Origin of the sequence: Thalassotalea loyana (assembly GCF_030161435.1) — a bacterium.
In the GTDB taxonomy this organism is placed as follows: domain Bacteria; phylum Pseudomonadota; class Gammaproteobacteria; order Enterobacterales; family Alteromonadaceae; genus Thalassotalea_G; species Thalassotalea_G loyana.
Genome location: NZ_BSSV01000004.1, coordinates 178100 through 197381 on the forward strand (window position 1 = coordinate 178100; position 19282 = coordinate 197381).

The following is a 19282-nucleotide window of genomic DNA, read 5'->3' on the forward strand; positions in this document are numbered from 1 at the left end:
TAACTTATTTTTGGTTAATTTGCCAAACGCTCACGCTACCGCTAATTTCATTACCAATAACCAATAACGCTTCATTTGTAGGGCTATCTTCCGCTTTAATGAACGCCATACCTTCAGGTGCTAAATCACCTGTGATTTCTTGGTCTTCGTTCAAACCTCGGTTAATAAAATAATCAACAAAGTTCACATCATAAGGGTTAGTAATGTCGTACACCATAATACCCGCCATACGCTCTAAACCGATGAATGCATAACGCTTACCGCCTACTTCACCAACCGCTAATGCTTCCGGTTCTGGACCTTTTGCGTCTGAACGTGTGTCGCCTTTGTTTTCATCTTCATCATTGTTAAAGCTCGCGCCATGAATCGATGCCGTAATACGCTCCATGTCGTCGCCTGAATCAAATACTAAATTACCGTTTTGATCAAAAATTGAGAACGAGCGACCACCATAGGTGTAAAGTGCTTCATGTGTACCATCGTTATCATCATCACCCAACGGTGCAATGACTTTTAAACGTCCTAAATCACTATCATCGTTATTGATGCTATCAAATGCTTCACCAAGCGTCAGATCTTCAGCGCGAATCTCATCAATGTAAGATAAACAGCCATCATCTTCATCGTACTCTAAACCACCATCTACTAAACAGCTTGCCTCGTCAGCTGAATCAAAGAAGTATTCGCGACCATCACCTTCATTGGCTGTGATCACAAAATCAGCACCTTGCCAATTAAATGTCGCAACAGTATCAGGTTGATATAACCCCATTAAATTTGGGTATGAACGAATATTTACCGCATCATCTTTATCAGAAGCATCTAAGCCATAAACACTCCAGTCTTTGAAGCCTAGGCCTTTAATCTCAACAGTTTCTGATTCGATATCAACAATCGCAATGCCATTGTTTTCTTGTAAGCTAACAAATGCTGTTTTGTTGTCAGCCGAAATAGTCACATACTCTGGCTCTAAGTCCATTGCTACCGTAATATCGAGCAACTGACCTTTGATTGTTCGACCAGTAGGGTTTGTGAACTTAATACCTTGCGCTTCAAGTGCAGCTTGCGACATATTAAAAGACTCAAAGGTAATGTGAGATGCAGAATTAGCAATAACACCATTTTCATCTAACTCAATGATCGAAATACTGCCCTCTGGATCGACAGTATAATCACCTGATGGCTCACCTTCGTTAGCAACGACAACTTTACGACCGTTCGGAGAGAATGCTACGGCATCTGGCAAGTAGCCAACTTCAACATTCTTAATGAAAGCAGGTTGAGCGCCAGCAATATCATAGAAAGCGATCATGCCCTTAGTGCCCGTCTCATCCGCAGCCATCGCAACCGCTAAAATTTCAAACGTATTATTAATCGCAATGCTATTAGCATCGCCTGGCGTATTTGAAGATACATCAAGCGTAATGGCTACATCTAGATTGGTATTTGTAATAACACCTTCATCGTCAGCCGTTAACTCATCAGCATTCACATCGGTTAAGTCAATAATATTAACGGTAGGAGACGCTGTAGAACTATTGATTGCATATAACCAATTTTTAGATAACTGATAGCTAACGATTTCTGCTGCACCCTCGGCATCTTCTGCATTAAGTACCGCTCGACCAACCATGGATACATCAATACCAATTGGCGCTTTATCGCCTGGGATACCTTGTTCACCTTGTGGGCCTTGCGGTCCAGTAGCACCTGCCGCACCGTCGTCACCATCCGAAAAGCAACCACCAAGAGCAAGGGTGGCAGAAAGCATTAGCGCAATTTTTGTTTTTTTCATTTTTCTGTCCAGTTAAAAGAAATTGGACAAAGCTTAGAGAGCAAATATGAATTTTTAGTGACTTGAAAAGGAAGGTTTTTTGACTGACAGGTTACATATTTTTGACAAAAAAGAAGGCCGGTATATGCCGACCTTTTTCATTTATTTAAGCAAATAGCTTGCTTAAGCTGGCTCTTGAATAATGACAGTACCTGCTTTTTTAGTATATTGCTCCATTTTGTGGAAATTCAAGTAACGATAGGTATCGGCAGCTGTTGCATCAATCGTTTTTGCATATTCCATATATTCCGCTGGCGTTGGCAGCTTACCTAAAATAGCGCCAGCTGCTGCTAGTTCAGCAGAGGTCAGATAGACATTCGCTCCAGTGCCTAGACGATTTGGAAAATTACGTGTTGAAGTAGACAGCACGGTCGAGTTTTCAGCCACACGTGCTTGGTTACCCATACACAATGAACAGCCAGGTGTCTCTATTCTCACGCCCGCTTTACCAAAGGTAAAGTAGTAACCTTCTTCGGTTAACTGATCGCGGTCCATTTTCGTTGGCGGTGCCACCCACATGCGGGTGCTCAGTACACCACCATAATTTTCCAACAACTTGCCCGCAGCACGGAAGTGACCGATATTAGTCATACATGAACCGATAAACACTTCGTCAACTTTATCTCCAGCAACTTCAGATAATAAACGAGCATCATCAGGGTCATTTGGACAACATACAATTGGCTCTTTGATGTCGTTTAGATCAATTTCAAGCACGTGCGCATATTCTGCATCTTTATCAGCTTCCATCAATGATGGATTAGCTAACCAATTTTCCATCGATTGAATGCGGCGCTCTATTGTGCGCACATCACCATATCCTTCACTGATCATCCACTTAAGCATAACAATGTTAGACTCAAGGTATTCTTTAACGGCATCTTCTTCGAGCTTAATGGTACAGCCGGCTGCGCTACGTTCAGCAGACGCATCAGATAACTCAAATGCTTGCTCTACCGTTAAACCAGTTAGGCCTTCAATTTCTAGCACTCGGCCAGAGAACTCGTTGACTTTTCCTGCTTTTTCAACGGTTAAGATACCTGCTTTAATTCCGTAATACGGTATCGCATGAACAAGGTCTCGCAGGGTTATTCCTGGTTGCATTTCGCCTTTAAAGCGAACAAGTACAGATTCAGGCATATCCAATGGCATAACACCTGTTGCCGCAGCAAAGGCGACAAGGCCTGAGCCCGCGGGAAATGAAATCCCCAATGGGAAGCGTGTATGAGAGTCACCACCAGTCCCTACAGTATCAGGCAATAACATGCGGTTTAACCATGAGTGAATAACACCATCACCAGGGCGCAGTGAAACACCACCACGATTCATCATAAAATCAGGTAAAGTGTGATGAGTATGAACATCGACAGGTTTTGGATAAGCAGAAGTATGACAGAAAGACTGCATGGTTAAATCTGCTGAAAACCCTAAACACGCTAAATCTTTCAACTCATCGCGTGTCATAGGCCCAGTGGTATCTTGTGAGCCTACGGTCGTCATTTTAGGCTCGCAGTATTGACCGGCACGAACACCTTCAACACCGCACGCTTTACCCACCATTTTTTGAGCTAGCGTGTAGCCTTTACCTGAATCTGTTGCATCTACAGGTTTAGCAAATAGATCCGTTTCTCCTAGCCCTAACGCTTCGCGCGCACGCCCCGTTAAACCACGACCAATAATGAGTGGAATACGACCGCCTGCTCGCACTTCGTCTAATAACACTGGACTCAACTCAAAGGTTGAAATAACGTCATTCCCTTTTTTAACAACGCCTTCATATGGGTAAATGTCGATTACGTCCCCCATATCCATTTTCTGCACGTCGAGCTCAATAGGTAAAGCGCCCGAGTCTTCCATGGTGTTGTAAAAAATTGGCGCAATTTTACCACCTAAACATACGCCACCTGTTCGCTTATTTGGAATATATGGAATGTCCTCTCCCATAAACCACAACACTGAGTTAGTCGCTGATTTTCGACTTGAACCAGTACCAACAACATCACCCACATATGCGAGAGGAATACCATCTTCTTGTAATGTTTGAATTTGTTTAATTGGACCTACAACACCGGGCTCATCAGGAGTAATGCCTTCGCGTGCCATTTTTAACATAGCTTTGGCATGAACCGGAATATCAGGACGTGACCATGCATCAGGCGCAGGGGAAAGATCGTCGGTATTCGTTTCACCCGTCACTTTAAAAACTTTAACCGTAATTTTTTCACTAACAGCATCTCGCGACGTAAACCATTCTGCGTTAGCCCAAGATGTCATTACATCTTTGGCAGCTTGGTTACCTGCATCGGCTTTTTCTTTAACATCATAAAAAGCATCAAACATTAATAACGTATTCTTTAAGCCAGCTGCAGCTGTTTCAGATAACTTTGCATCATCCAACAAATCAATCATAGGTTGAATGTTATAACCACCTAGCATTGTTCCTAACAATTCAGTGGCGCGTGTTGCATCAAGAACCGGAGAATTTGTCTCTCCTTTAGCAATAGCAGCTAGAAAACCTGCTTTAACATAAGCTGCATCATCAACGCCAGGCGGCACGCGATTTACCAGCAAATCTAAAATAAATTCTTCTTCACCAGCAGGTGGTGTTTTAATTAGCTCAACTAATTGAGCCACTTGTTCAGCATCTAGTGGTTTAGGTACTAAACCTTCTGTTGCACGTTCTTCAACGTGTTTGCGATAGTCTTGTAGCATGTCTTTTACCCTACATGAACGACGTGTTTGATACACATTAATAATTGTATAAATAGTATTTATAGACGAACCTGAGCAAGGCGCGAAAGTAAATACCTTATTTCATTGCACTGTTATCCGTGCATTAGCAAGCTAACTATACATTAGCTAAAAACGATTTAAGCTTGTTTGAATCAATATAAAGAATAATCTTCTTTGATAAAATCAAACTTTAGTACAATAAAATGAACACGTCCGCCCCACTCCTACTCAGAAAACGCCCTAAAACTGCAGTCTCATACAACTGGTATAACCATTATCACCAAAACTTCTATCATTCATAATCCGCATGAATAGTGCTTATTTAGGCAAATGATTACTCGTTTTGGAAAAATAAGGTAGAATATGCGCCACATTTCATACTGCTAGTACCCCCTATTAGTAGTTTTAAATAAAAGAGAGTATCGAATGAGCCTTTATTCAGAATATTTAGCGGAAATTAAAACCCGCAAGGAAGAGCTTGGTTTAGCACCAAAGCCAATTGATAGCGCTGATTTACTAGCGGAAATTATTGAGCAAATTAAAGACCAAGCGAATGCGCACCGTGAAGATTCATTAAACTTCTTCATCTACAATACGCTTCCTGGTACGACTAGCGCAGCAGGCGTTAAAGCAAAATTCTTGAAAGAAATTATCTTAGGCCAAGAAACTGTTGCTGAGATTTCAGTAGAGTTTGCGTTTGAATTACTTTCTCACATGAAAGGTGGTCCTTCAATTGAAGTACTACTTGACCTTGCATTAAGCGACGATGCTTCTGTTTCGGCGCCAGCTGCTGACGTTTTAAAAACGCAAGTATTCTTATACGACGCTGACACTGCTCGCTTAGCTGATGCATACAAAGCAGGCAACACGATTGCTAAAGATATTTTAGAAAGCTACGCAAACGCAGAATTCTTCACAAAATTACCTGACGTTGCAGAAAAAGTAGAAGTTGTTACTTACGTTGCAGGTGTGGGTGATATCTCTACTGACTTATTATCTCCAGGTCATCAGTCTCACTCTCGTGCTGACCGTGAATTACACGGCCAATGTATGATTACGCCTGAAGCACAACAAGAAATCGTTGCACTTCAAAAAGAGCACCCTGGCAAAAAAGTAATGCTAGTTGCTGAAAAAGGCACAATGGGTGTTGGTTCATCACGTATGTCTGGTGTTAACAACGTTGCACTTTGGGCTGGTGAACAAGCTTCTCCGTACGTTCCATTCGTAAACATCGCACCTGTTGTTGCTGGTACTAACGGTATCGCACCAATCTTCTTAACGACAGTTGACGTAACTGGTGGTATCGGTCTTGACCTTAAAAACTGGGTGAAGAAAGTAGACGCTAACGGTAACACAGTTGTTGATGCAAACGGTGACCCGGTATTAGAAGAAGCATACTCTGTAGCTACAGGTACTGTTTTAACTATTGATACGAAAGCTAAGAAGTTATACAACGGCGCTGAAGAAGTAGCTGACGTTGCTTCTGCATTTACACCACAAAAGCAAGAATTCATGAAAGCTGGTGGTTCTTACGCGGTTACTTTTGGTAAGAAATTACAAACATTCGCTGCAGAGACACTAGGTGTTGAAGCACCAGTGGTATACGCTGCTGCTAAAGAAATTTCACACGAAGGCCAAGGCTTAACAGCGGTAGAGAAAATCTTCAACCGTAACGCGGTAGGTGTTGCATCAGATGCTCCATTACACGCTGGCTCTAACGTACGTGTTAAAGTAAACATCGTAGGTTCTCAAGACACTACTGGCCCTATGACGTGTCAGGAATTAGAAGCGATGGCTGCTTCGACGATTTCTCCACTTGTTGACGGTGCATTCCAATCAGGTTGTCACACGGCTTCAGTATGGGATAGCAAAGCTAAAGCAAACACGCCTAAGCTAATGGCATTTATGAACGCATTCGGTGTAATCACAGCACGTGACCCGAAAGGCGTTTACCACTCTATGACTGACGTTATTCACAAAGTATTGAATGACATCACAGTTGACGACCGTGCAATTATCATTGGTGGTGACTCGCATACGCGTATGTCTAAAGGTGTAGCGTTCGGTGCTGACTCAGGTACAGTAGCAATTGCACTTGCAACGGGTGAGTCTGCAATGCCAATTCCAGAATCAGTAAAAGTTACCTTCAAAGGTAAAATGGCTGATCACATGGACTTCCGTGATATCGTTCACGCAACTCAAGCGCAAATGCTTAAGCAGTTCGAAGGTGAAAACGTATTCCAAGGCCGCGTAATCGAAGTACACATTGGTACTTTATTAGCAGACCAAGCGTTCACATTCACTGACTGGTCAGCTGAAATGAAAGCGAAAGCGTCTGTTTGTATCTCAAACGATGAAACATTAATTGAGTCTATCGAGCTTGCGAAATCTCGTATCCAAATCATGATCGACAAAGGTATGGATAACGAAGCGCAAACATTAGCAGGTCTTATCAAGTTAGCTGATGAGCGTATCGCTGGTATCAAGTCTGGTGAAACACCAGCATTAGCACCAGATGAAAACGCTAAGTACTACGCAGAAGTAGTTGTTGATTTAGACACAATCGTTGAGCCAATGATTGCTGACCCAGACGTAAACAACGAAGACGTTTCTAAGCGTTACACGCACGACGTAATTCGCCCTGTTTCATACTACGACGGCAAGCCTGTAGATTTAGGTTTCGTTGGTTCTTGTATGGTTCACAAAGGTGACATGCAAATCATCGCGCAAATGTTCCGTAACTTAGAGAAGCAAAACGGTTCAATTGAATTCAACGCACCATTAGTTGTTGCTCCACCAACGTACAACATCGTTGACGAGTTAAAAGCTGAAGGTGATTGGGATATCTTAGCTAAGTACTCTGGTTTCGTATTCGATGATGAGAACCCGAAAGGTGAAGCTCGTAAGACTTACGAAAACATCTTATACCTTGAGCGCCCAGGCTGTAACTTATGTATGGGTAACCAAGAAAAAGCTGAACCAGGTGATACAGTTATTGCTACTTCAACTCGCCTATTCCAAGGCCGTGTTGTAGCAGATAGCGCTGAGAAGAAAGGTGAATCTTTACTAGGTTCAACACCATTAGTTGTACTTTCAACTATCTTAGGTCGTTTCCCGACGATGGATGAGTACACAGCGGCTGTTGAAGGTATCGATTTAACACGCTTCGCTCCACCAACGGAAGCGATGACAGTACCAGCATCTGGCGCTGTTGCAGTGAAAATTGCAGATCCAAGCTAAGTTTATTCTATCGAATAACTAAAAAAGGCTACCTCTGGTAGCCTTTTTTGTTGCCGACAATATCGTTAATTTTTATCTCGTAAATCCTAGTTATCCTGTTTAACTGGACACGCTAAATTAGCCGCTAAAGAGCCAAATATTTTGTTTGGATGAGCCTTTCTATCAGTAAAAGATTCCACTCCTGTTAGCACCTCAAGCTTAAAGCCATAAGCATTACAAACATCCAATGAACGACGAATCAAAAAGGTTGCAAGTCGATCAAATCCAATATTGGAGTTGGGGATGACTTCAATATGATAATAATTATCTTCTAGTTTAGTCTGTTTAAATTGAACTTGGTGATCAAAGTCCCACTGAGATTGTCCATTCGATGGAGTAATCGTTTGGCTACAAGATGAAAGTAAAACGGTGAAGAGAATACCAACAACAACTTTCTTCATTTTCAGCTCCTAAATAAAAGAAAACCAGCATGATGCTGGTTTTGATTATAAAAAGTTAACTGACGAGAAGCCAGAGTGTATAAGCGGTTAATTAAAAATGGTGCCCAAAGGCACCATTTTTATACATCATGCTAAATTAAAATACCGCCGAGAAGTTGATATAAGGCGTACGTCCAAAAATGTCATACCCTACACCCAATGGAATATTGGTGTTTGAGAATGAGCCATTAGGATCAACTTTTGGTGGCGCTTCGTTAAATACGTTACGTACACCAATTGCAACACGATAATCACCGCTACTGTAGCTTAAAGATGCATTGTGTAAGAAGTAATCTTCGGTAAATGCTTTCTCACGACATAATAGTGGGTCTGTTTGCGCTTCGTCATTATATAAACCTCGACAACCACGAGTATTGGCGATGAACTCACCATCTTCAGGATCGTCTAACCAGTCTTCACGACCAGCACCGATAAATCGTGTACCCCAGGTGAATCTCCAGTCATCATACTTGAACGACAATTGAGCACTTGCTCTCCACTCAGGGAACTCCGGCTCACCTTTGTTATCATCAACAGAGCCAAAAACATCGACAATCGCTTCTGTCATTCGAGTTGCTTGAATATCTAGCGTTACATTCAAGTTTTGCTCGCCAACAAGGAAGTCTTGATCGTAATAGATGTTGTAATCGAAGCCTTTTGACGTCTCTAAACCAATATTGATGAAGCTTGCATCGACAAAATTAATTTTGCCATCTTCATCACGTGTTAATCGAGAACAGAATGCGTCGTTACCGTCTGCTGAATAACATTGGTTAACACTGTATGCAGCGCTTGGTTCTGCGATTGAGTTTTTGATCTCAATGTCAAAACGAGTCAGTGAGAATGTTAAATCAAACTCTTCACTAAACGGTTGCTCAAAGACAAAACCAAACGTTTTCGCTGTTGATGTTTCTTCAGTCAGTAATGTCGAACCACCAGACACAATCTCAGCACTATTAGACGACGTAAACTTGTCTGTGCCATCTTGGCCTAAACCCAGTGACGTAGGATCAAGGTTGTCAGCAATACAGGCTTCAAGGACTGAAGTACTACGTGTATCTTCTTCAGCATTATATACATCCGGCGCACCAGGGTTTAGTGGATCGGAAATACGAGCAGAGTCAGGAACAACACACGGGTCAGTCACTGAGTTAAAGCCAGTTGTGCCCTCTAAGAAGCGCTCTCTTAGGTTTGGTGCACGATACGATGTACCTTTAGTACCGCGTAATGTAAACCATTCTACAGGGCGATAAATCGCTTTAAGGCTATATGTGCTAGCGGTGTCATAATAAGACTCTTTAGAAAGTCGTCCTGATGCAGTTAACGTCAATTCCTCAATGCCTGTTTGACCAGAAATCAATGGTAGTTCGATCTCAGTAAATGCCTCTTTTAAATTACGAGAACCGTTTGCTCCTTTATCTGAGAACCAGCCCCATAAAAGGCCTTCGGTCGCAACATCGTTACTGTTAGTTTTAATTTCATCTCGGCGGTATTCCATACCGAAAATACCACTAACAATGTTGTCATTCCAAGGTAGTGTAAATAAGTCACCACCAATAAAGCCGTTAACAACTAATTGGTTAACTTCGGTATCAGCAATACGGTCTGACATCAAGTAATCATATTCAGCTGGTGTTAACTCACCACCACCAACTTGATAGATATTATCTGCAAACAAGTTTACTGGCACACAACCATCTGAGCCGTTACCACAAGTCACTGAGCCATCATCATTTAACACTGAGGTATTCAATGAGTGAACTAAGTTTGCTTCATTAATACCGCGCGTAATGTATTCACCAGACGAGCCGCTATACGATGCGTATAAATCGTAATACCAGTTTTCTAAGCCAACGGATTCTAATCCTGTTAGGTTACCAGTAACTCCCGTCACTAAACGATATTGTGATACGTCCACTTTGTGGCTATCTCTATCGCCACGGATGTTAATGATAGGTTGAACCCACTTAGCACCGTCATTACCAAAACCAAGAACGCCGTAACAGTCAACACCATTTAAACCATCTGGGTTACATGGGTTATACGGGTTATTTGGTGGAACCCATTCAAAGTTTTGATAGCCAGGCGAGAATTGATCTGAATTACGTTGTGCGTATAAGGCATCAAAATATACTCTCGTGTCATTTTCATCTTGGAAGTTATATTCGCCATTAGCGACAACTGAGATTCGCTCATTTTTGCCTAGATAATCACCGGATTTATAGTAATCTGACTGTTGAAATGCATATCTTGGGTCCTGCAAATCATAGTCTTTAAAGCCATCTCCATCGGCATCAGGGAACGCGGTGTCATGGATACCATCACCATCTGAATCACCTGTTACCCATGTAGGTAATAAACCTGCTAAATCGAATGGTACAAAGTGGTCACTCCAGCCCGGAATACCTGTATTAGTGAAACCTGGTGTGTTATATACCGACCCCCAAAATGCGTTATCTATATACATACGGTTAGTTAATGGAAAGATATCACAGGTATCATCACCATCAACTGTTGGGCCGTAGCCGCTATTACGCGTTAATATATCACCGTGTTGAGTTTCCCAAATACGCTCTTCACAGCCTTTCACGAAAGGGTTGTCTGCGAGTGATTGCTGCTTTCGGTCGTAATATTCAGCACCGATAGTAAAGAAGCCATTATCACTCGTTTTACCCCACATTGCTGACAGCACAGTTTCTTCGCCGCCGTTTCCTTTAGGCTGATTGTATGAACCTTGAAGTTCAAAACCCTCAACATCTTGTCTTAGCATCACGTTGGCAACACCAGCAACAGCATCCGAACCATAAACAGTCGAAGCACCATCATACAAGTTTTCGATACGCTCAATCATTACAGCAGGTATCAAGTTGAGATCTGGAGAGGTAGGCGCACCACCCACACCAGCCGGTGCCATTCTTCGGCCATTGATAAGCACAAGCGTGCGATCTGCGCCAAGACCACGAAAGCCAATTGTCGCTGCACCAGGACCGTTATCTAATACATAGCCACCGAATGAGTTGTCAATTTGACTACCAGCTGCTTGGTTTGTGTTTTGTAGCATTTCAGTTGCATCAAAAAGTCCCATTTCACGTGAGATTTCACCACTGATAACTTGAACGGGTGAAGCAGTATCAAACTCACTTCGTCTGATACGCGAACCAGTAACGACAATTCGTTCCTCCGATTCTTCTTCTAACAAGTCATTTGAATCTTGTGAAGTTTCTTGTGCAGCAGCTTGTACAGCGATAGCTTGCTCGTCATCTGCGTTTGCAATTGCGTTTGTACTGCACGCAGCACCGAGCACAATAGCTAGCCTTATGCCCTTAGCTACATCGTTTAACTTGGTCATATAGTTATTACTCCCTGAACGATTTTTATTATTTTTTGCACGCATAGTGCATTTATCTATTTATTTGACGTAGGGCTGATTCCTTTCAATTAACGACAGCAAAATGTTAATAACAAGTTATCAGCTGTATACATTAGATTGTATACAATAGACAATTTCAAGAAAAACTATCAATTTTTAAGCAATTAATTGGAGATAACTTTCATAAATAACAACAAAACCCAATGCAAAGCATTGTTTTAAATAGCTAAATCATGAAACTTAGAGAAGGATATACGAATAAAAAAAATGTGCGGTAAATAAATAGATGTGAGGTGCAGAAAACAAAAAAGCTGGCATCAGCCAGCTTTTTTACAGAAGATTCATTAGTATTAGAAGTTACACTTGTTGGTAAACCAGCTTAACATCTCACCATAAAACTCTTTCTTGTGATCGTAGAATAATGTATCTGAGAAGTGATCAGCGTCTTTCAATTCTACATATTTGTGATCTTTATTAAGCTTCTCCAGCTTAGCAACAAATTCACGACTGTGCTTGACTGGCACACGAATGTCGATATCACCATGAACAACAAGAATTGGAATATTCACTTTGTCAACGTGGTTAACTGGTGAAATGCCTTCAATTGTTGGACGTTGTAGTTCACGTAAGAAACGGCTTTCGTTCAACGTAGAGTTAATACGGTCTAAGTTACTTACACCTGCGCCAGCAATTGAACATTGATAAATATTGTTGTCACGAAGTGATGCTACAAACGCAGAGTAACCACCGTAACTCCAACCGAACATCGCTAGTTTATCTTTGTCCGCTAGACCTTTCTTAACAAGATACAACGCAGAGTCGTCCATATCATCTTGCATTTTAAGGCCCCACTCTTTGTCACCGTCTTTCCAGTGCTTCATACCGTAGCCTTCAGAACCCCTGAATTGAGGTTGAATAACCATGATACCCTGGCTAGCAAGTAACTGCGTCCACTCGTCATAAATGTTTACATCACGAGACCATGGGCCACCATGTGGCATAACCACTGTTGGATATGGTGCTTTACCTGTAGAAGGCAATGTTACATAGGCTTTTTGTTTTAAGCCGTCACGAGTTTTATATGAAATATACTTAACGTTTGACAACATCTCAGGCTTGATTTGTGGTGAAACGTCACCAATTTTATTAAGCTTTTGTTGGTAACTTAATAAATAGTACGTACCTGGATTTTTTGCCGACGCTGTTCGAATAACTAATTGGTTTAAATCATCTGAGTAGCTAGAAATAGAAACGAATTCACCTTTGAATAGGTCTTCGATACCTTGATAAATTGATTTCATTTCAGCGTCTAAGAAGTAACGTTTTGGCTGTTTGGTTGTATAAGAAAAACCTAAGCTCTTGCCAAAACGGTCAAACATTACGCCACCAACATCAACACTTTCTAACCCAAACAAACGGTCAGAGTATTGCTTTGTTTCCAAGTTGTATAAGTATATGCCAGTGGTGTTTTCACCTCGGTTAGCATTCACCCAAATCTCATTTGGGTTTTCATCGTTAAATCCGACAAAATCAAAATTCTCACGATCTTTTGGTGAGTTTTGGAAAATTAATTGCCAGTTTTCATCGCCTTTCTTTCTAGCGAATAAATCAATCGTGCCTTCCGACGCGTTCCAACCGGTTGCGGTTCTAATTTCACCGTCAGCATCCGCTGAGAAACCGCCACTTCGCTTAGTGTTACCACGCATGATGGTTTTTGTGCGGCCTGTTTTGATGTTCATACGAACAACATCAGGGATAAAGTTATTGTTGATATCAACTTCAACAAGTACTTCATCCGGGTTATTTGGTAAAGAATCAATGATATTGTAACCACGGATATTCTTTTTACTTTGGAATGGTACTAACCAGCCGCCTTTACCATCAGTATCGGTAATCGCAAATTGGTTTACCCAATAACTACGGGCGCCATCTCTTAAAATTTGTCTGAATGAGACAGAAATTTTTTCGTTGTTTAACCAACTAACACCAGAGACCAACATTTTACTTGCACCTAATTTAACTGGCTCTTTCGATAGGTCTTTGGTTTGTCTAATTTCGATGTAGTAATCACCATTTTTGGTGCTTGCTCTTACAATCGCGAGTTGTTTTCCATCAGGAGAAACCGACACGCTGCGTATCATGGGCAAAATAGAAAATGCTTCTACTGCTTCTTCTGCTGAAGTCGCTAATGCCTGAGTTGAAGTGCCACATAACAGAGCGGCAGTTAAAATTAAATGAAAAACTTTTTTCATAACCTGCTTCACTTTTTCTTCAAAATATATAAATGGCCTCATACGAGGCCATTTATCCGAATTAAGCTAATGCTTAAAATACTGCCGAGAAGTTAATGTACGGCATACGACCAAATGTGTCATAACCAACACCTAACGGAATGTTAGTGTTAGAGAATGAACCACTCGGATCTACCTTAGGTGGAGCTTCGTTGAACACGTTACGAACACCTACTGCTACACGGAAGTCATCTGTTGAGTAACTGATTGACATGTTGTGTAAGAAGTAGTCTTCTGTGTAACCAACTGGACGACATAACAACGGTTGTGTTTGTGCTGCATCAGTATATAGACCGCGACAACCATTTGTGCCTTCTTCAAATTGGTTTTCTTCTGGATCACTTAACCAGTCATCTTGACCTTCGCCAATAAACTGAGTGAACCAGTTGAAACGGAAGTCATCGTAACCAATTGAAAGTTGTGCACTTGCACGCCATTCAGGATACTCTGGCTCACCTTGGTTATCATCAACAGTATCTAATACTGAGAATAACGCTTCTGTCATACGTGTAGCTTGTAAGTCTAAAGAAACACTTAAGTTCTGCTCACCTACTAAGAAATCTTGAGCATAGTAAATGTTGTAGTCCATACCTTTAGACGTTTCTAAACCAACGTTAATGAAGCTAGCGTCAACAAAACTAATTTGACCGTTTTCGTCACGATTTAAACGCGAACAGAAAGCATCATTACCGTCTGCAGAGTAACATTGACCGATACTGTAGCCTGCACTTGGTTCAGCAATTGAGTTTTTAACTTCAATATCAAATCGAGTGATTGAGAATGTTAAGTCAAACTCTTCACTGAACGGTTGTTCAAATACAAAGCCGTATGTTTTCGCTGTAGACGTTTCCTCTGAAAGTACAGTTGAACCACCAGTTACGATCTCAGCACTGTTATTTGAATTGAACTTCTCAGTACCGTTTTGACCTAAACCTAATGTTGTAGGATCTACACCATCAGCAGAACACGCATCTAAAGTACCTTGTGAACGGCTATCGTTAGAAGCATTGTATGTATCAGGTGCATTTGGATCCAATGGGTCAGAATCACGCGCATCTGATGGAACCACACATGGATCCGATACAGTGTTGAAGCCAGTAGTACCTTCTAAGAAACGTTCACGTAAGTTCGGCGCACGGTAAGAAGTACCTTTTGTACCACGTAAAGTGAACCACTCAACTGGACGGTAGATAGCTTTTAAGCTGTATGTCTCAGCTGTATCGTAGTAAGTCTCTTTTGATAAACGACCTGATGCAGTGAAAGTGAACTCTTCAATACCTGGTCTGCCCTTAACTAGTGGCATTTCGATTTCAGTAAAGAATTCTTTTAAGTCGCGATCGCCGTTAGCACCCTTATCAGAGAACCAACCCCATAACTGACCTTCTCGAGCAACTTCATTGTTGTTAGATTCAATCTCGTCCTTACGGTATTCAAGACCAAATACACCACCAACAATTTCGTTATTCCACGGTAATGTGAATAAATCACCACCAACAAAACCATTAACAACAAACTGGTTAACTTTAGTGTTAACAACACGATCAGACATTAAGTAATCGTATTCAGCAGCAGTAAATGTACCACCACCAGTTTGGTAAATGTTGTCAGCGAATAAGTTTACTGGTACACAACCATCAGAACCAGTACCACAAGTTACTGAACCATCAGCGTTCAATACAGATGTGTCTAAAGAGTAAATTAAACGCTCTTCGTTAATACCACGTGTAACGTAATCACCAGAAGATGCACTGTATGAAGCGTAGAAGTCGTAGTACCAGTTTTCTAGGCCAATAGACTCTAGACCAGGTAAGTTACCTGTAACACCACCAACTAAACGGTATTGTGATACATCAACTTTATGTGAATCACGGTCACCACGGATGTTGATAATTGGTTGAACACGTAGTGGGCCAGCAGGTCCTACACCTAACACACCAAAACAATCAATACCGTCGATACCATTAGGGTTACAAGGGTTGTATGGGTTATCTGCACCTACAAACTGGAATAATTGAGCTCCTGGAGAAAACTGATCTGAGTTACGCTCTGCATATAATGCATCGAAGTATACAGTTGTATCGTTTTCATCTTGGAAGTTGTATTCACCATTTGCAACAACAGAGATACGCTCATTTTTACCTAAGTAGTCACCTGATTTGTAGTAATCAGATTGTTCGAAAGCATAACGTGGATCTTGGAAATCTACGTCACGGTAACCATCACCATTACCATCAGGGAATGCTGTATCGTCAATGCCGTCACCATCCGAGTCACCGCCAATCCACGTAGGAAGGAAGCCGATTAATGAAGTTGGGACACCTGATTCAGTCCAACCTGGAATACCAGTATTTGTGTAACCTGGTGTGCTGTATACAGAACCCCAGAAACCGTTTTCAATGAACATACGGTTTGTTAATGGGAAAATGTCACATGTATCGTCGCCACGAGCTACTGGGCCGTAACCACTGTTACGAGTGATGATATCACCACTTTCTGTTTCCCAAATACGCTCCTCACAACCTTTAACAAAAGGGTTGTCTGCTAACGATTGAGATTTACGGTCATAGTATTCTGCACCGATCGAAATGTAACCATTGTCTGAAGTTTTACCCCACATAGCAGATAATACAGACTCTTGACCACCATCACCTTTAGGTTGGTTGTATGAACCTTGAATTTCGAAACCTTCGAAATCTTGACGTAACATTACGTTAGCTACACCAGCGATTGCATCAGAACCATAAACAGTTGATGCACCGTCGTATAAGTTTTCAATACGCTCGATCATTACTGCTGGAATCAAGTTCAAATCTGGTACTGTTGGCGCGCCACCAACACCAGCTGGTGCCATACGACGACCATTGATAAGAACCAACGTACGGTCTGCACCTAAACCACGGAAACCGATAGTTGCAGCGCCTGGACCATTATCTAAAACAAAACCACCAAAGGTGTTATCAATTTGACTACCAGCAGCTTGGTTAGTGTTTTGTAACATTTCTGTTGCGTCGAATAGACCTAATTCGCGCGAAATCTCACCACTAATGACTTGTACTGGAGAAGCTGTATCAAATTCACTACGACGAATACGAGAACCGGTAACGACGATGCGCTCTTCCGACTCTTCTTCTAGTAATGGATCTTCATTAACTTCATTTGCTGCAGCTTGAACGGCAATTGCTTGCTCTTGAGCATCTTGAGCGTAAGCATTGACACTACATGCGGCACCAAGCATAAGCGCTAATTTAATACCCTTAGCGACATTATTAAGCTTGTTCATATAGTTATTACTCCCTGAACGTTTTTATTATTTTGTGTAAAAGTTGCTTTTACACGGTTATCGATTTGTATCGATTTATGACTCTAACAATATTGTTAATTAATTGTTAAAGCACAATTCTGACATAAATGTTAAAAATTTGTAACTTTTATTTTCACATTAATTTAACGTTATTTTTACATCAATAACAAGCTAAAAAAGCCGTATATTTATTCATAAAAACGTTATTTTTTAGACGCTACTATCTAAGAGCTAGATATTTACTGACTTGGGCTGGAAGTAAGGAAAAATTATGAATGAATAAATTTCATGCAGATAAGCAGAAAGTTTTCATAGAGACAGACAAAATTGGCTATTTGGCGAGCACACTTGATTAATTTCAATCTGTTTAGTAACAAAAAAGCATCGCCTAAGCGATGCTTTAAAATTACATTAGGTTACCAACTGCAGGTAACTAATTTCAGCTATATACTGCTAGCTTACTTTTTCTTTTTAACTGCTTTAGCATTTGGTAAATCAGTAATTGAACCTTCAAATACTTCAGCCGCTAAACCAATTGATTCGTTTAATGTTGGGTGAGCGTGGATTGTTAAACCTACATCTTCAGCATCAGCACCCATTTCAACTGCTAGGCCAATTTCACCTAACATTTCACCAGCGTTGATACCTACAATAGCACCACCTAATACACGACCTGATTCTTTATCGAAGATTAACTTCGTTTTACCTTCAGTACGTGCTGAAGCGATTGCACGGCCAGATGCAGACCACGGGAAGTTAGCAACTTCAATGTTTAAGCCTTGCTCTTTTGCTTCACGCTCAGTTACACCAACCCATGCAATTTCAGGGTCTGTGTAAGCAATTGAAGGGATACAACGTGGGTCAAACTCGTGCTTCTTACCAGAAATTACTTCGGCAGCAACGTGTGCTTCGTGTACCGCTTTGTGAGCAAGCATAGGTTGACCAACAACGTCACCGATAGCGAAGATATGTGGAACATTTGTTCGCATCTCTTTAGATACGTTAATGAAACCGCGCTCGTCTACGTTAACACCAGCTTTATCAGCATCAACTAAGTGACCGTTTGGCTTACGACCAACAGCAACTAAGATCTTGTCGTAACGTACCTGACCTTCTGGTGCGTTCTTGCCTTCGAAAGTGACATATAAACCATCTTCTTTCGCATCTACTGCTACAACCTTAGTTGAAAGCATGATTGATTCGAAACGTGGCTTGTTGTATTTCGTGTAAATTTTCACAACGTCAGCATCTGCTGCAGGTACTAATTGGTCAGCAAATTCAACAACAGAAACTTTTGCACCTAAAGAGCTGTATACCGTACCCATTTCTAAGCCGATAATACCACCACCAAGTACTAACATTTCACCTGGAACGTCTTTAAGTTCAAGTGCGCCAGTTGAGTCGATGATACGGTCGTCTTCTGGAATGAAAGGTAAGTTTACTACTGAAGAACCACAAGCGATAATCGCGTTGTCAAATGTTACTGTTGTTTTGCCATCTGCGCCTTCAACTTCAATTGTTTTGTCTGAAGTGAATTTACCGTAGCCCGTAACAACGTTAACTTTACGCATTTTAGCCATACCGCCTACACCTTGTGTAAGCTTGCCAACTACTTCTTTATCTTTCCATTGACGGATTTTTTCTAAATCGATTTCTGGTTGACCGAAAGTCACACCATGTGATGCCATATCTTTTGCATCATCAAGCACTTTAGCAACGTGTAATAACGCTTTAGATGGAATACAACCAACGTTTAAACATACACCGCCTAAGCTGCTGTACTTTTCTACCAATACTACGTCTAAACCTAAGTCTGCCGCACGAAATGCTGCAGAATAACCGCCAGGACCTGAACCTAAAACTACGACTTGAGTTTTAATCTCGTTGCTCATGCTAACCTCAATATTTTGTGTTTCACTGTTACCTTATTATTTTTCGCGGTAACGATTCGTCTTTTGCTGGCGAGCAGTTTACTGAAACTCTCGACTGTTCGCCATCTTTTAATCAATAAAAACAAAAGTTGTTTGTAAACTT

Annotated in this window: 8 protein-coding genes; 1 reads left to right on the forward strand and 7 read right to left on the reverse strand. The window is 41.3% G+C overall.

The window, feature by feature from the left end; translation table 11 throughout:
• Positions 1 to 4: 4 nt before the first annotated feature.
• Entirely contained in the window at positions 5 to 1795 is a 1791-nt protein-coding gene (locus QQK05_RS10660) for a choice-of-anchor I family protein (RefSeq protein ID WP_284298393.1), read from the reverse strand.
• Between the two features lie 162 nt (positions 1796 to 1957).
• Positions 1958 to 4546 carry a bifunctional aconitate hydratase 2/2-methylisocitrate dehydratase gene (gene acnB / locus QQK05_RS10665; RefSeq protein WP_284298395.1) on the reverse strand — a complete coding sequence of 863 codons (2589 nt, stop codon included), beginning with the start codon at positions 4544 to 4546 and terminating at the stop codon, positions 1958 to 1960.
• Between the two features lie 447 nt (positions 4547 to 4993).
• Between acnB and QQK05_RS10670 the strand changes: the two genes are divergently transcribed.
• On the forward strand, positions 4994 to 7807 hold the full coding sequence (locus tag QQK05_RS10670) for a bifunctional aconitate hydratase 2/2-methylisocitrate dehydratase (RefSeq protein WP_284298397.1): 2814 nt from the start codon (positions 4994 to 4996) through the stop codon (positions 7805 to 7807).
• Positions 7808 to 7893: 86 nt separating this feature from the next.
• Here the strand turns inward: QQK05_RS10670 and QQK05_RS10675 are convergent, their stop codons facing one another.
• From QQK05_RS10675 to lpdA, 5 genes are all read right to left on the reverse strand, one after another.
• Positions 7894 to 8247 carry a hypothetical protein gene (locus QQK05_RS10675; protein WP_284298399.1) on the reverse strand — a complete coding sequence of 118 codons (354 nt, stop codon included), beginning with the start codon at positions 8245 to 8247 and terminating at the stop codon, positions 7894 to 7896.
• A gap of 136 nt (positions 8248 to 8383) precedes the next feature.
• Positions 8384 to 11635 (reverse strand): TonB-dependent receptor domain-containing protein, encoded by a 3252-nt coding sequence (locus QQK05_RS10680; protein ID WP_284298401.1) that lies wholly within the window; start codon positions 11633 to 11635, stop codon positions 8384 to 8386.
• Positions 11636 to 12006: 371 nt separating this feature from the next.
• A complete protein-coding gene (locus QQK05_RS10685) occupies positions 12007 to 13908 on the reverse strand; it encodes an alpha/beta hydrolase family protein (RefSeq protein ID WP_284298403.1) in 1902 nt (633 codons plus the stop codon).
• A 73-nt stretch (positions 13909 to 13981) separates the two neighbouring features.
• Positions 13982 to 17227 carry a TonB-dependent receptor gene (locus tag QQK05_RS10690; RefSeq protein ID WP_284298405.1) on the reverse strand — a complete coding sequence of 1082 codons (3246 nt, stop codon included), beginning with the start codon at positions 17225 to 17227 and terminating at the stop codon, positions 13982 to 13984.
• Between the two features lie 479 nt (positions 17228 to 17706).
• Positions 17707 to 19140, reverse strand: a complete 1434-nt coding sequence (gene lpdA / locus QQK05_RS10695; RefSeq protein WP_284298407.1) for a dihydrolipoyl dehydrogenase — start codon at positions 19138 to 19140, stop codon at positions 17707 to 17709.
• Between the last annotated feature and the right edge of the window lie 142 nt (positions 19141 to 19282).

What these genes read in the sequence shown, in the direction of transcription:
- lpdA (WP_284298407.1), bottom strand. Translation starts at nt 19,140, where the DNA reads ATGAGCAACGAGATTAAAACTCAAGTCGTAGTTTTAGGTTCAGGTCCT.
- QQK05_RS10685 (WP_284298403.1), bottom strand. Translation starts at nt 13,908, where the DNA reads ATGAAAAAAGTTTTTCATTTAATTTTAACTGCCGCTCTGTTATGTGGC.
- QQK05_RS10670 (WP_284298397.1), top strand. Translation starts at nt 4,994, where the DNA reads ATGAGCCTTTATTCAGAATATTTAGCGGAAATTAAAACCCGCAAGGAA.
- acnB (WP_284298395.1), bottom strand. Translation starts at nt 4,546, where the DNA reads ATGCTACAAGACTATCGCAAACACGTTGAAGAACGTGCAACAGAAGGT.
- QQK05_RS10660 (WP_284298393.1), bottom strand. Translation starts at nt 1,795, where the DNA reads ATGAAAAAAACAAAAATTGCGCTAATGCTTTCTGCCACCCTTGCTCTT.
- QQK05_RS10690 (WP_284298405.1), bottom strand. Translation starts at nt 17,227, where the DNA reads ATGAACAAGCTTAATAATGTCGCTAAGGGTATTAAATTAGCGCTTATG.
- QQK05_RS10675 (WP_284298399.1), bottom strand. Translation starts at nt 8,247, where the DNA reads ATGAAGAAAGTTGTTGTTGGTATTCTCTTCACCGTTTTACTTTCATCT.
- QQK05_RS10680 (WP_284298401.1), bottom strand. Translation starts at nt 11,635, where the DNA reads ATGACCAAGTTAAACGATGTAGCTAAGGGCATAAGGCTAGCTATTGTG.